Source organism: Qipengyuania flavescens (genome assembly GCF_029688735.1).
Classification (GTDB): domain Bacteria; phylum Pseudomonadota; class Alphaproteobacteria; order Sphingomonadales; family Sphingomonadaceae; genus Qipengyuania.
The window spans coordinates 247,386-261,024 of record NZ_JARULD010000003.1 but is presented as its reverse complement, the minus strand read 5'-3'; the positions used below and the strand labels follow the sequence as shown (position 1 = coordinate 261,024).

Annotated in this window: 18 protein-coding genes; 6 read left to right on the top strand and 12 right to left on the bottom strand. The window is 64.2% G+C overall.

The features are described from left to right. Positions 1-3 precede the first annotated feature (3 nt). From P8R33_RS11155 to hisB, 9 genes are all read right to left on the bottom strand, one after another. Positions 4-486, bottom strand: a complete 483-nt coding sequence (locus P8R33_RS11155; protein ID WP_278329029.1) for an ExbD/TolR family protein — start codon at positions 484-486, stop codon at positions 4-6. Further along, on the bottom strand, positions 487-1,185 hold the full coding sequence (gene tolQ, locus P8R33_RS11150; RefSeq protein ID WP_278329028.1) for a protein TolQ: 699 nt from the start codon (positions 1,183-1,185) through the stop codon (positions 487-489). It lies immediately after the preceding gene. After that, complete coding sequence (locus P8R33_RS11145; protein WP_278329027.1) at positions 1,182-1,634, bottom strand: YbgC/FadM family acyl-CoA thioesterase; 453 nt, start codon at positions 1,632-1,634, stop codon at positions 1,182-1,184. The genes tolQ and P8R33_RS11145 overlap by 4 nt, the downstream gene beginning before the upstream one ends. A 115-nt stretch (positions 1,635-1,749) precedes the next feature. Continuing rightward, on the bottom strand, positions 1,750-2,130 hold the full coding sequence (locus P8R33_RS11140; RefSeq protein ID WP_278329026.1) for a histidine triad nucleotide-binding protein: 381 nt from the start codon (positions 2,128-2,130) through the stop codon (positions 1,750-1,752). Continuing rightward, on the bottom strand, positions 2,130-2,444 hold the full coding sequence (locus P8R33_RS11135) for a phosphoribosyl-ATP diphosphatase (protein ID WP_278329025.1): 315 nt from the start codon (positions 2,442-2,444) through the stop codon (positions 2,130-2,132). The genes P8R33_RS11140 and P8R33_RS11135 overlap by 1 nt, the downstream gene beginning before the upstream one ends. Before the next feature lie 18 nt (positions 2,445-2,462). After that, complete coding sequence (gene hisF / locus P8R33_RS11130; RefSeq protein WP_278329024.1) at positions 2,463-3,236, bottom strand: imidazole glycerol phosphate synthase subunit HisF; 774 nt, start codon at positions 3,234-3,236, stop codon at positions 2,463-2,465. A 171-nt stretch (positions 3,237-3,407) separates the two neighbouring features. Then, positions 3,408-4,139: a 1-(5-phosphoribosyl)-5-[(5-phosphoribosylamino)methylideneamino]imidazole-4-carboxamide isomerase gene (hisA, locus tag P8R33_RS11125; protein ID WP_278329023.1), complete on the bottom strand. Its 732-nt coding sequence runs from the start codon at positions 4,137-4,139 to the stop codon at positions 3,408-3,410. Beyond that, positions 4,136-4,762, bottom strand: a complete 627-nt coding sequence (hisH, locus tag P8R33_RS11120; RefSeq protein WP_278329022.1) for an imidazole glycerol phosphate synthase subunit HisH — start codon at positions 4,760-4,762, stop codon at positions 4,136-4,138. The genes hisA and hisH overlap by 4 nt, the downstream gene beginning before the upstream one ends. After that, complete coding sequence (gene hisB / locus P8R33_RS11115; RefSeq protein WP_278329021.1) at positions 4,755-5,348, bottom strand: imidazoleglycerol-phosphate dehydratase HisB; 594 nt, start codon at positions 5,346-5,348, stop codon at positions 4,755-4,757. The genes hisH and hisB overlap by 8 nt, the downstream gene beginning before the upstream one ends. A 114-nt stretch (positions 5,349-5,462) precedes the next feature. Between hisB and P8R33_RS11110 the strand changes: the two genes are divergently transcribed. Genes P8R33_RS11110 through P8R33_RS11095 form a run of 4 tightly spaced genes read left to right on the top strand, consistent with a single transcriptional unit; the run spans position 5,463 to position 7,917 of the window. Then, positions 5,463-5,966 (top strand): SspB family protein, encoded by a 504-nt coding sequence (locus P8R33_RS11110; protein ID WP_278329020.1) that lies wholly within the window; start codon positions 5,463-5,465, stop codon positions 5,964-5,966. Positions 5,967-6,001: 35 nt separating this feature from the next. Then, the gene (locus P8R33_RS11105) at positions 6,002-6,439 is read left to right on the top strand and encodes a hypothetical protein (protein WP_278329019.1); all 438 of its coding nucleotides are present in this window, start codon (positions 6,002-6,004) and stop codon (positions 6,437-6,439) included. Between the two features lie 54 nt (positions 6,440-6,493). Beyond that, entirely contained in the window at positions 6,494-7,141 is a 648-nt protein-coding gene (gene gmk, locus P8R33_RS11100; RefSeq protein ID WP_278329018.1) for a guanylate kinase, read from the top strand. A gap of 2 nt (positions 7,142-7,143) precedes the next feature. Beyond that, entirely contained in the window at positions 7,144-7,917 is a 774-nt protein-coding gene (locus P8R33_RS11095; RefSeq protein WP_278329017.1) for a helix-turn-helix domain-containing protein, read from the top strand. Between the two features lie 42 nt (positions 7,918-7,959). On the opposite strand, the gene P8R33_RS11090 is transcribed toward P8R33_RS11095, so the two are convergent. The 3 genes from P8R33_RS11090 to P8R33_RS11080 are packed head-to-tail and all read right to left on the bottom strand — an operon-like array spanning position 7,960 to position 11,111. Further along, positions 7,960-8,766, bottom strand: a complete 807-nt coding sequence (locus tag P8R33_RS11090; protein ID WP_278329016.1) for an SDR family NAD(P)-dependent oxidoreductase — start codon at positions 8,764-8,766, stop codon at positions 7,960-7,962. A gap of 16 nt (positions 8,767-8,782) precedes the next feature. After that, positions 8,783-9,922: an acyl-CoA dehydrogenase family protein gene (locus P8R33_RS11085; RefSeq protein WP_278329015.1), complete on the bottom strand. Its 1,140-nt coding sequence runs from the start codon at positions 9,920-9,922 to the stop codon at positions 8,783-8,785. Positions 9,923-9,926: 4 nt separating this feature from the next. Continuing rightward, entirely contained in the window at positions 9,927-11,111 is a 1,185-nt protein-coding gene (locus P8R33_RS11080; protein ID WP_278329014.1) for an acyl-CoA dehydrogenase family protein, read from the bottom strand. 179 nt (positions 11,112-11,290) lie between these two features. Between P8R33_RS11080 and P8R33_RS11075 the strand changes: the two genes are divergently transcribed. Both P8R33_RS11075 and P8R33_RS11070 read left to right on the top strand, forming a co-directional pair. After that, positions 11,291-12,151: an SDR family NAD(P)-dependent oxidoreductase gene (locus tag P8R33_RS11075; protein ID WP_278329013.1), complete on the top strand. Its 861-nt coding sequence runs from the start codon at positions 11,291-11,293 to the stop codon at positions 12,149-12,151. Continuing rightward, positions 12,151-13,620 carry an MFS transporter gene (locus tag P8R33_RS11070; protein ID WP_278329012.1) on the top strand — a complete coding sequence of 490 codons (1,470 nt, stop codon included), beginning with the start codon at positions 12,151-12,153 and terminating at the stop codon, positions 13,618-13,620. Before P8R33_RS11075 ends, P8R33_RS11070 begins: the two co-directional genes overlap by 1 nt. Positions 13,621-13,639 lie beyond the last annotated feature (19 nt).

Below are 13,639 nucleotides of genomic sequence, written 5' to 3'. Positions count from 1 at the left end.
CGGCTATTCCTCCGTCGATGAACCGTTGTTGACCGGCGCGGAGACCTGGCCGCCATTGGTCACCAGCGCGATGCGGTTCAGCCCGGCGCGATTGAGCTCGCCCATCACCGCCATGACGCGCCCGTAATCCAGTCCGCGATCGGCGCGCAGGGTGATGTCGGGGCCGTCATCCGTGCGCGGAATATTCTCGAGCGCCTGCGGCAAGCCGCCGACCGCGACCTGCGTGTCGTCGATATAGACATAGCCGCCCTCGTCGATGCTGATCGTTACCTGCTGCGCTTCCTGCGGCAGCGAATCGGCACGGCTGTCGGGCAAGTTGATCGGCACCCCAGCGGTCAGCAGCGGCGCAGTCACCATGAAGATGATCAGCAGCACCAGCATGACGTCGACAAAGGGCGTGACATTGATTTCGGACATCGGGCGACGACCGCCGCGCCCTCGCCGCCTGCCACGACGGCCTCCACCGGAGGCAAGGCTCATCGCCATTTACCTTTGCTCCAGCTGGCGGCTGAATGTCGCGGACAGTTTGTCCGCAAAGCGTTGCAACCGCGCCTCGTAGCGGTCCACGCGGTGGCTAAAGCGGTTATAGGCAATTACAGCGGGAATGGCGGCGAACAGGCCGATGGCGGTCGCGAACAACGCTTCCGAAATGCCCGGTGCGACCACGGCGAGCGAGCTGCTCTCCTGCGCGCCGATCTGGAAGAAGCTGTTCATGATGCCCCAGACGGTGCCGAACAGTCCGACGAAGGGCGCGACCGAGCCGACCGTGGCGAGGAAGTTCAGCCGTTCGGCGATCTCGTCCGCCTCCAGCGCGATCTGGCTGTCCATCGCCACGCCGATGCGACCGCGCAGCGCTTCCTTGTCGCGCACCTCGCCCTTGGTCGACTTGCGCCATTCGCTGACCGCTGCCTGCGCGACGCGAGCGGCGGGAATATCCTTGTTGCCGCGTTCCGACATGAAACGATCGAAATTGTCCGCCTGCCAGAACTCGCTTTCGTAGGCGATCGTCCGCTTGCGGGTGCGCGCCATGCGCAGGCTGAAGCTGACGATGATCATCCAGACCCAGATGCTGGCGAGCAAGAGGCCCGCCATGACCAGCTGGACGACGATGTCCGCATCGAGAAACAATTCGATCGGATCGAGCCGCGTCGGGGCAGCGGCTGCAAGCATGGAAAGTGTGGTCATTCGCCCTCTTGGATTCCGAAGCGCGCAAAGGCCGCGCGCCATTCTTCGGGCTGGCGCACGGGCCGGCCCTCGGGTGAAACGAAACCGACGCGCAAATGTGCCTCGGCCAGCAAATCGTCCCCGCGAAACGCCCGTTGGTGCATGCGGCACGAGGCCGCGCGCATCTGCGTACAGGTGGTGACGATGGTCACATCGTCATCGAGCTTGGCGGGGCTAAGATATTTCAGCGAGAGTTCGGATACGGCGTAGGCGCCCGTCCCGTCCTCGATCGCGGAACGCTGGTCGATCTCCAATCGACGCAGCAGATCGCTGCGCGCACGCTCGAACCAGCGCAGATAATTGGCATGATAGGTGATGCCCGACAGGTCCGTGTCTTCGTAATAGACGCGCACCGCATAGAGGTGGCGGCTGCCGTCGATCACGCCGTCGGGGGGATTGGGTAGTACCATTCGGGCGGCGCTCTAGCGCAGCGGAAATTCGCTGCAAAGACGGCATTCGTCTCCTGAACATGAACGGAGATGAAACGAGGCATGGAGGCGGTGAAAATGTTCGAAAGCAGGGAGCCTATCTTCGCGCAATCATTGGGCCGAGTGGCTGCCCGCCGAAAATATGGACATGCAGGTGCGGCACTTCCTGGCCGCCATGCGCGCCAACATTGGCCATCATGCGGTAGCCCGGCTCGACCAGCCCCTTGTCGCGAGCGACCTTGCCCACGGCGCGCACGAAGCCCGCGATTTCCTCGGCAGAGGCTTTGGCGCTAAAATCGTCCCAGCTGACGTAGCGGCCCTTGGGGATCACCAGCGTATGGACCTCGGCCTGCGGATTAATGTCCTCGAAAGCGAAAGCCCACTCGTCTTCATAGACTTTGTTCGAGGGGATTTCCCCGCGCAGGATCTTCGCGAAGATGTTGTCGTCGTCATAGGGTTGGGTCGGGTCGATCGGCATTACGCGCTCCTCGAATTCTTCTCGTCGATGCCGCTGGTCCCCTCGCGCCGGTCGAGTTCGGCCAGCACTTCGGCCAGCGAAACTTCCTTTGCCCCAAGCAGCACCATCAGGTGAAAAAGGACATCCGCCGCCTCGCCGACCAGCTCCTCGCGGCTGCCGCTGAGCGCGGCGACGCAGGTTTCGACCGCCTCCTCGCCCAGTTTGCGCGCCATCACCGGCACGCCGCGATGATTGAGCTGCGCGACATAGCTGGTGTCGGGATCGGCGTCGCGGCGGTTCGCGATGGTGGTTTCGAGACGGGTCAGCGTGTCCATGGGCGCCTTCTTGTGCGTTCAACCGCGGGCGGGCAAGCCCGCTGCGCGCAACGCCGCGTGAGCCTCGGCCACCGTGTGCTCGCCGAAATGGAAGATCGACGCGGCAAGCACCGCGCTCGCATGCCCCTTGGTCACCCCTTCCACCAGATGGTCGAGCGTGCCGACGCCGCCGCTGGCGATGACGGGTATCGAGACGCTGTCGGCGATCGCGCGGGTCAGTTCGAGATCGTAGCCCGCCTTGGTCCCATCGCCGTCCATCGAGGTGACGAGCAACTCGCCTGCGCCCAGCTCGGCCAGCCGCTCGGCATGCTCGATGGCGTCGATGCCGGTTGGCTTGCGGCCTCCGTGAGTGAAGATTTCCCAGCCGCGAAAGCCTTCGCCCTCGGTTCGTGCCCGCGCATCGACGCTGGCGACGACGCACTGGCTGCCGAATTTCTCGGCGATCTCGCTCACCAGTTCAGGCCGCGACACCGCAGCCGAGTTGATCGCGACCTTGTCCGCGCCTGCCAGCAGCAGTGCGCGCGCGTCTTCCACGCTGCGCACCCCGCCGCCAACAGTCAGTGGCATGAAGCACACCGCCGCCGTGCGCCGGACCATGTCGAGCAGCGTTCCGCGCCCCTCGTGGCTGGCCGAAATATCGAGAAAGCACAGCTCGTCTGCCCCGGCGCGGTCATAGGCCTGCGCCTGTTCGACCGGGTCGCCCGCATCCTTGAGGTCGACAAAGTTGACGCCCTTCACCACGCGCCCATCGGCGACGTCGAGGCAGGGGATGACGCGGATACGGACGGTCATGAGTTATCCCGCGCCCTCATTTGGTTAGCATTCCCATTTTGTAGAGCTTGTAAAAAGCTCCCGCAAAAACGGCAGCAAGCATGACAAGCGGAGGCACCAAGCTCATCCAAAACCCGATGATAAGCAAAACGCAAACCGCAAGGATGAGGGTTTCGTCATGTCGCCGCAAATTCATGGTGTCTGTCCTGCGGTCGCAATTGCAGCTGCCAGATCGAGCCTCCCGTCATAGAGCGCTCGGCCGGTAATGACGCCCTCGATCCCATCGGCGGCATGCGGTTTGAGCGCCTCGATATCTTCGATCCCTGCGACCCCGCCGCTGGCGATCACGGGAATATCGACCTGCCGTGCGAGTTCGACTGTTGCCTCGACATTCACGCCCTTCAGCAGCCCGTCGCGTCCGATATCGGTAAACAGCAGCGCGGAAACACCCGCATCCTCGAACCGGCGGGCGAGATCGACCACCGGCACGTCCGACACCTCGGCCCAGCCCTCGGTCGCGACCATGCCATCCTTCGCATCGACCGCGACGACGATGGCATGCGGATGCGCGCGTGCCATGTCCTTGACGAATTCGGGGTCCTTCAGCGCCGCCGAACCCATCACGATCCGCGACACGCCTGCATCGAGCCAGCCCTCGACATCCTCTTGACTGCGGATGCCGCCGCCCAGCTGGACGCGCCCCGGAAAGGCCGCGACGATGCTCTCGACCGCCTCGCGGTTCTGCGCCGATCCTGCAAAGGAGCCGTCGAGATCGACCACGTGGAGATATTCGGCCCCGGCCTGCGCAAACAGCGTCGCCTGTTTAGCCGGATCGTCGCCATAGACGATCGCGCGATCCATATCGCCTTCGGCGAGACGGACGACCTGCCCGCCTTTGAGGTCGATAGCAGGAAAGATGATCAAGGCTTCCACTCCAGAAAACGGGTCAGGGTCGCAAGGCCATAATACTGGCTTTTCTCAGGGTGGAACTGCACGCCGAGCAGATTGTCGCGGCCGACCGCAGCGACCAGGCCACCGCCGTGATCGGTCATGGCGAGTACATCCTTTCCGCTATCCGCATGGAAGTGGAAAGAGTGGAGGAAATAGGCCTCCCCCTCATACACCACGTCGTGCATTTTCGCATGCGGAGTCAGCGCAACATCGTTCCAGCCCATGTGTGGCACCTTTACGCTCTCGTCGGTCGGTTCGATCAGCCGCACCTCGCCGCCGATCCAGTCGAGCCCGGGCGTGCTGCCATGCTCCAGACCGCGCGTGGCGAGCAATTGCATGCCGACGCAAATACCCAGGAAAGGCGCGCCGCCGACGAAGACCCGCTCGTGCATCGCCTCGATCGCCCCGTCGACAGCGCGCAGGCCTTCGGCGCACGCCTTGAACGATCCCACACCGGGAAGAACAATCCGGTCGGCCGCGCGGATGACGTCGGGATCGTCGGTAACTTTCACCTTCGCTCCGACCTTGCGGAGCGCGTTCTCGACCGAATGGAGATTGCCCGCGCCGTAATCCACCAGCGCGATCACCTCACCCACCGAGTTGTCCCTTCGTCGAGGGGATCGCACCACCCTTGCGCGGATCGATTTCGCAGGCGATCCGCATCGCGCGGGCGAAGCCCTTGTAGATGCTCTCGCAGATATGGTGGTTGTTAGTGCCGTAAAGCAGCTCGATATGCAGCGTCAGGCCGCAGGTCTGAGCGACCGAGTGGAACCAGTGCTCGATCAGCTCGGTGTCCCATTCGCCGAGCTTTTCCTGGCTGAACCCCGCCTTCCACACGAAGTAGGGCCGTCCGGAGATATCCAGCGCGACGCGCGCCAGCGTTTCGTCCATCGGCGAATAGGCACTGCCGTAACGCGCGATCCCGCCCTTGTCGCCGAGCGCTTGCGCCAACGCCTGTCCGAGCGCCAGGGCGCTGTCCTCGGTCGTGTGATGCTGGTCGACATGCAAATCGCCGTCGACTTTCAGTGTCACGTCGATCAGCGAATGCTTGGCGAATTGCTCGACCATGTGATCGAGAAAACCGATGCCGGTGGATACGTCGTATGATCCGGTCCCGTCGAGATCGACCTCGACGAGAATTTTCGTTTCCGCAGTGTTGCGCTCGATACGGCCTGTTCGCATGGCGCCCGCGCTAGAGCCGCATGGGGCGATAGGCAAGAAATAGCACCTTACGGCGTAGTAAAGCCGCGCTTAAAGCGCTTGACCCGCGCGCCTCGCGGTTACACCTAGGCGCGCATGAGCGACGAGACGCCCGACAGCCTGATCCCCTACGATTCCATCGTGCAGGAGGCCCTGCGCGCAGTGGTCGGCCGCGTGCTCGGCGAAATCGAGCAAACCGGCAGCGAACTGCCGGGCGCGCATCACTTCTATATCACCTTCAAGACGCATGCCCCCGGCGTGAGCATCCCCGATAGCCTGCGCGAGCGGTTCCCGGACGAAATGACAATCGTGCTGCAGAACAAGTTCTGGGATTTGAACGTGCGCGAGGACGGCTTTTCGGTCGGTCTGAGCTTCAACCAGGTGCCCGCCGCGCTCGACATTCCCTTCGCCGCGATCACGCAATTCGTCGATCCGGCAGTCGATTTCGGCCTGCAATTCCAGGCGACCGTGGCCGATATGGCCCCAGCCCCGACCGAGCATCCCGAGAACGATGGATCGGAACAGGGCGAGGATGCAGCCGTTGAGGGTGCAGAAGACGGCTCCAACGTCGTCACGGTCGATTTCGGCCGCAAGAAGTAGCCGGGGCGACCAGCCCCGGCAGAACGGGGTATGGCATGGGCTTGAGCAGCAAGAAGAAACCGAACCACCTGACTGACCGCGCAGGTGCGGCGATCGAGAAGGCGACCGACAAGACTATCGGCCCGGACGAAATGCCGGGGCCGAGCCCGGACCCGTCGACCAATCTCATCATCCACGACATCCTCCTCCGCAGTGTCGGGCGGCTGTCCCGCATGACGGTGGAAAAGGCCCTGCTCGGGCGGCGCTACGGCAAGGGCTACGCCAAGCAGATCGTCGAGAATCGCTCGACCCTCAACGCTCTGGCGGCCTACGGCGTCACCAAGGTCGCGACGAAATCCGTACCCGGCGCACTTGCCGTCGGCACCGGTCTCGCGCTCAAGGTGCTGTTCGACAGGGGGCGTTCGCGCCGTAAATCGAAAGCTGCGGGCGAGAAAATGCTGCGCGAACAGGCCGATCCCGACAGCATGATCTAGGCATCGCGCCCTGCCGCCCTTGATTTCGGCGCCCGGCTTGGCGCAAGAGCGCGCATGGCCGAATCCCCAACTCCGACAGACAAACTCGCACGGCGCGGGCTGATGTTCATCCTCTCTTCGCCGAGCGGCGCGGGCAAGACGACGATCAGCCGGATGCTGCTGGAGGCTGAAGACGAGATCAAGCTGTCGGTCAGCGTCACGACCCGCCCGCCGCGTCCGGGCGAGATCGACGGGGTGCATTACTACTTCGTCGACGATGCCGAGTTCGACCGGATGGTCGAGGAGGACGACTTCTACGAATGGGCCCATGTCTTCGGCCATCGCTACGGCACACCCAAAGGCCGCATCCGCAATGCGCTGAAGGACGGGCAGGATTTCCTGTTCGACATCGACTGGCAGGGAACGCAGCAGCTCTACCAGAAGGACCAGCAGGACGTGGTCCGCGTGTTCATCCTGCCCCCCAGCATCGCCGAACTCGAACGTCGGCTGCGCAGCCGCGGGACCGATGCCGAAACCGTGATCGAGGCGCGCATGGAACGCGCCCGCTCGGAAATCAGCCACTGGGACGCCTATGACTACGTCGTCATCAACGAAGACGCGCAGGCCTGCTTCGCCAAGGTCCGCGAGATCCTCGATGCCGAGCGCATGAAGCGCCAACGGCAGACCGGGCTGATCCCCTTCGTCCGCGAACTGATGAGCTGACCATGGAGGGCGGGGTCGCATCGCTGACGGATCGCGAGCGCGACGTCCTGCGGCTGCTGCTGGCAGGGCATACCGCGAAATCCGCCGCTGCCGAGCTCGACTTGTCGGTGCACACGGTCAACGACTATCTGCGTGAAGCCCGCAAGAAGCTTGGGGTGGCGAGCAGCCGCGAAGCCGCAAGGATCTTGGGGGAGCAGGAGGCGGAAAGCCCGCAAAGCGCCCCCCAAAATGCTGCGGCCGAGCAAATCGGGATGGCCGATACTACGCCCGCTACGCATACTCCGAAGCCATCAGCAACCCGGGACCGGCGCAACCGCGTCGCCTGGATCATCGGAGGTACACTCATGTTCACTGCCATTATCGCCGCCGTCCTACTCGCCACCTCGTCCGGATCGCATGACGCTGGAGAGGAAGAGATGGAGGCGTCCTTGCAGCAGGGCACACAGGCGGAAGCCACCGCGCGCGACTGGATCAAACTCGTCGATGCCGGCAATTATCAGGAAAGCTGGGCGCAGGCCGGACCGATGTTCAAATCGGCCGTGACTGCCGACGCCTGGGCCAAGCAGGTCACGCCGGTACGCCAGCCTCTCGGTGAAGTCGTCAGCCGCAATCTGAAGGGTATCGATGCACCGGCCTCGCTTCCCGGCGCGCCGAAGGGCGAGTACCGCATCATCACCTTCGACACGGATTACTCTGCAGCCTTAGGTGCAGTAGAAACCGTCGTCCTCGCAAAGTCGGGAGATAGCTGGGGCGTCGTCGGATATTTCATCCGTTGAATACCCGCGCCGGTGTTCGGCGCGGGTAACAAATCCGGCCGGTCAGTCCCCCGACGGATCGACGAAGTTGCCCGCGCCGACATTGGCGTTCACAACGCCGCCATCGATCGCGATGGTCGTACCGACGACATAATCGCCCGCGCGGCTGAGCAGGTAGATTGCCCCGCCCGCCATATCCTCGGTCACCCCGACGCGGCGGCTGGGGATACCCTTTTCCACCATATCCGCGTTGTCTCGTGCGGCGCGGTTCATCGCGCTGGGGAAGGCGCCGGGGCCGATGCCGTTCACGATGATGTTATGCTGCACCAGCTCCGCCGCCATGCGCCGCGTGAGGTGGATGAGACCCGCCTTCGACGCCTGGTAAGGATAGGTCGGCCAGGGATTGGTCTTCATGCCGTCGATGCTGGCGATCATAAGCACCTTTGCCGGGCGATCCTCGGTGCCGGCCTTCTTCAGCAGCGGCATCAGCTTCTGCGTCAGGAAGAACGGCGTCTTGACGTTCAGGTCCATCGTGCGGTGCCAGCCGGCCTCGCTGAATTCCTCGAACGGTTCGCCCCAGGCGGCACCCGCATTGTTGACGAGGATGTCGAGCTTATCCTCGCGCGCGGCCAGATCGTCCGCCAGCTGCTGGATGCCGTCCATCTGGCTGAGATCGCCGACCAGGCCGATGACCTTCTCGCCCAGCTCGGCGCTGGTCTCGTCGACCTGCTCCTTCTTGCGGGCGACGATGTACACACGCGCCGCGCCCGCGGCGAGCAGACCCTCCACGATCATCTTCCCGATGCCGCGGCTTCCGCCGGTGACGAGGGCGACGCGGCCTTCGAGGCCGAACAGGTCTTGCAAATTCATAAGTCTCTCTCCCTGCTCAATAGCCGCTCAGTTCCGCGACGCGGCCCGCGTGATAATACTGGTCGCCGAGGAACTCCTGCAACGCCCGATCGCGTTTCATGTAGAGGCCTATATCGTATTCGTCAGTCATGCCGATGCCGCCGTGCATCTGCACGCCTTCGCGCACCGCCAGCCCGGCGGCCTTGGCCACCTTGGCCTTGGCGACGCTGGTCATCAGCTCGGCCTTCTCGCTGCCGCCATCGACCAGCTGCGCGGCCTTGACGGTCACGGCGCGGGCGATCTCGACTTCGGAATAGAGATGGGCGGCACGGTGCTGCAGCGCCTGGAATTCACCGATCAGCCGGCCGAACTGCTTGCGCTGCTTGATATAGTCGACGGTCATGCCCATCGCCCCACGCGCAACGCCGACGCCCTCGGCTGCCGAGCCGACCCGGCCCGCCATCAGCACGGCGTCGAGGATCGTGCGGCCACCGTCGACCTCGCCAATTACGGCATCGCCGTCGAGCTCGACATTGTCGAAGCTGACATGGCTCGCCATCGAACTATCGACCAGCCGCACGCTGTCGTGGCTCATTCCGCTCGCGTCCTGCGGCACGGCGAACAGGGTGATGCCGTCCTTGTCGTCATCGCTGCCGGAAGTGCGCGCGGCGACCACGATCATCTCGCTGGACGCGCCATAGACCACGAAGTCCTTCTTGCCCGAGAGGCGGAAGCCGTTGCCGGATTTCTCCGCCCTGGTCGCAATCCGCTCGGGCCGGTGCTTGGGCCCCTCGTCGATCGCCATGGCGTAGACCTTGTCGCCCGAAATCAGGTCCGGCAGCCAGCGGCCCTTCACATCGTTGCTGCCGTGCTTGAGCGCGGTCGCGGCCAGCACGGAGGAGGACAGAAAAGGCGACGGCGTCAGATTGCGCCCGATCTCCTCGAGCACGATCCCGGCTTCCACCTGGCCCATGCCGAGCCCGCCGTCGTCCTCGTCCACCAGCATTCCGGTGAACCCCATTTCGGCGAACTGCTTCCACAAGGCATGGCCGAAGCCGTCCTTGCAGTCGCGGTCGCGCCAATGGCGCAGCTGGTTCTTGATCGAACCTTCCTCGGCCATGAACTGGCTGGCGGTTTCGGCCAGCATCGCCTGGTCGTCGTCGTAGTACAGAGGCATCGGATCAGGCTCCCGGCAGGTCGAGGATACGTTTGGAGATGACGTTGAGCATGACTTCGCTCGTACCGCCTTCGATGGAATTGGCCTTGGTCCGTAGCCAACCGCGGGCCGCCTTGCCGCCGTTCGACGCCTCGCTCTCCCATTCGAGCGCGTGGCTGCCGCCGGCCGCCATGAGCAGCTCGTTGCGGCGCTTGTTGAGCTCGGTACCGGCGTATTTCATCATATTCGGCTGGGCGGGATGCCCCTTGCCGGACTTGAGTTCGTCCATGAACTTCTCGCTCATGGCGGTGTAGGCCAGCGCGTCCACGTCGAACATGGCGATCTCCGCGCGCAGCACGGGGTCAAGCGCGCCCTGCCGCGAGGTCACCGCGCCGAGCGAAGACGCCCGGTCCGCGCCGCCGGTCGCGGAAATCATCTCGCGCTCGTGGCCGAGGAGGTATTTCGCCACGTCCCAGCCGCGGTTGATTTCGCCGACATAGCCGGGAATGTCCTCGCCGTAGCTCTTGGGCACGGTGACATCGTCCATGAAGGTTTCGCAGAACGGGCTGTTGCCGCTGATCAGCTTGATCGGCTTGGTCGACACGCCGTCCGAAGCCATGTCGAACAGCATAAAGGTGATGCCCTGGTACTTGTTCTCCTTGTCGGTGCGGACAAGGCAGAAGATCCAGTCGGCCTCGTCGGCGTAGGAGGTCCAGATCTTCTGGCCGTTGACGACCCAATGATCGCCCTTGTCCTCGCCGAAGGTCTGCATGGAGACGAGGTCGGAGCCGCTGCCCGGCTCGCTATAGCCCTGGCACCAGCGGATTTCGCCATTGGCGATCTCGTTCAGGAAGCGCTGCTTCTGTCCTTCGGTGCCGAAGTGCAGCAGCGCCGGGCCGAGCATCCAGATGCCGAAGCTCGAGAGCGGCGGTCGGGCATTGATCGCAGCCATTTCCTGGCGGAGCACCTTGCCCTGCGCCGGGGTGAGGCCGGCGCCGCCATATTCCTTAGGCCATTCGGGAACGGTGTAGCCTTTTTCGCGGCAGGCCTCGAACCAGGCCTTTTGCGCGTCGTTCTTGAAGCTGGCGTTGCGCCCGCCCCAGTAAACGTCTTCCTCGTCGCGGACGGGCTCGCGCATTTCGGGCGGGCAATTGGCTTCCAGCCATTGGCGCGTTTCGGCGCGGAAGGCTTCGAGATCGCTATCGGACATGGCCATGATCCTCTCTGTTCTGAAACATCGGTATGTTGACGCTAACGTTAGGAGGATTCGGCCACCGGGTGCAAGGGTGCACACGACGACCGGCAATGCCGTAGCGTCAGGCGGAATGCGTTGACGAGCGGGGCAGCGCGCCTAAGCTGGAGGCGGAGAAATTCGGGGAAAGAGTAGGCATGCGATTCTCTGGCAAGACGGTCGTGATTACCGGCGCTGCATCGGGCATCGGTGCTGAAACTACGCGCCTGTTCGCCAGCGAAGGCGCGACCGTTTTCGCCAGCGACATCGATACCGCGACGGGCGAAAAGCTCGCGAGCGAAACCGAAGGCGACGTGCGGTTCGCCGAGTGCGACGTCTGCGATACTGCGGCCATCAAGGCGCTGATGGACCGCGCGGCTACCGAAACCGGCGGCATCGACGTCGTCTTCAACAATGCCGGCGCGGGAGGCGCGCGTCCCGGTATCGACGAAATCGCACCCGACGAGTGGGACCGCACGATGGACCTGCTGCTGCGCTCGGTCGCGATGGGTATCCGCTATGCCGTGCCGCATATGAAGGGCCGAAAGGGTGCGAGCATCGTCAACGTCTCCAGCGTCGCCGCTGTGGGCCCCGGCTATTCGCCGACCGCCTATGCCGTGGCCAAGGCCGGCGTGCTGCACCTGACCAAATGCGCAGCCACCGATCTGGCGCAATTCGGGATCCGCGTGAATGCGATCCAGCCGGGCTTCATCAACACCAATATCTTCACTTCCAGCCTGGAAATCACCGGCGAGATGCGATCGATGGCCAATGCGGCGATCGCGCAGATGTCCTCCAATGCCCAGCCGGTCGCCCGGGGCGGCCAGCCGCGCGACATCGCCAATGCGGTCGCCTTTCTTGCGGGCGATGAAGCGAGCTTCATGACCGGGGCTTCGCTGGTGGTCGACGGCGGGATCACGCTCGGCCCCCGGCATAGCTGGGATCCGGAGGAACCGGGCCTGTTCGCCGCGCTCGAAGCGATGGAAGAGCAAATGAAACAGGGCCCTGCCGCCACCTGATGTCTTTCGTCGACGGCCCCCTCCCTCAAAGGCTGAAGCTGGTCCACGGCTCCGGCGCGGTGGCCTTCGGCGTGAAGGATTCAGGGTTCAGCTTCTTCCTGCTGCCGTTCTACAATCTCGTGCTGGGCGTCGATGCGGGCGTCGTGGGTGCCGCGCTGGCCACCGCGCTCGTGGTCGATGCGCTGGTCGACCCGCTGATCGGCCACCTGTCCGACCGGACCTATACGCGCTGGGGTCGCAGGCTGCCCTGGCTTTATGTCGCACCCTGGCCGCTGGCGCTGCTGTGGACAGTGCTGTGGTCCCCGCCCTTCACCGGCACACCCGGCTTCTGGGAGATCGTCGCGCTGGCCGTGGGCGTGCGCCTGCTGCTCTCCGCCTGCGAGGTGCCCTCGGTCAGCCTGGTGCCCGAAATCACCGACGATTACGACGAGCGCACCACGCTGTTCCGCTATCGCTTCCTGTCGGGCTGGCTCGGCGGCTTGCTGATGATGATACTGGCCTTCACGATCTTCCTGCCCACGCCCGAGGCGCAATTGCAGCCCGAAGGTTACGCGCAGTTCGGCCTGTTCGGGGCCGGCCTGATGGCGCTGGCGGTCATCGGTTCGGCGGCGGCGCAGCACAGGATCGTGGCGCAGCTTCCGGCGCATCGACCGCCCCCCTTCTCGCTGCGCGGGGCGTTCGCCGAAATCTTCGATGCATTTCGCGAGAAGGCCTTCGTGATCTTCGCGCTCGGCGGCCTCGCCGCATACGTGCTGCAAGGAATGACCTTCTCGATCACGCAATATGTCAACCTCTACGTCTGGCAGTTCAGCGAGCTCGCCTTCCGGCTTTACCCGGTGGTGCTGTTCTTTTCCGTCGTGCTGATGTTCGTCATCGTCGGCCCGCTGCACCGCGCCTGGGGCAAGCCGAAATCGGCAGCGGTGGCGGCCATCGTCGGCCTCACCTTTTATTGTGTGCCCTATGTGCTGCTGCTGGCAGGAGCCTGGCCGACCACGGGGACCACGGCATCCACCGCGCTGCTCTACGCTTTCCTCATCTGCGCCAATACTGCGAGCGTCGTGTCGATCATCTCCGCCACCTCCATGGTCGCCGAGATCGTCGAGGCTTTCGAGGAGCGGACCGGCAAGCGCGCCGAAGGCACGTTCTACTCGGGAAACTGGCTGGTCCAGAAATGCGCGACCGGGGGCGGCATCCTGCTGACCAGTCTGATCGTGCAGTCGATCGATCTCGCGCCCGGCACTCCGCAATCGCAGGTGACGCAGGAGACCGTGACCCAGCTCGTCGTGCTCTTCGTCGCGGCAGCCAGCGTGCTGGGGTCGATCGCCGCTTTCTGGCTCGGCCGCTTCCCTATCACACGCGAGCAGCACGAGGCCCGCGTGGCGGCCCGGCGCGCTTCCGACACCGAATTCCCCAAGGCGATCGACGATGCGGTACGCGCCGATCCGGATGGCCACACGATAACCCCCTAGGCGTGCAGGTGGAGGCTTG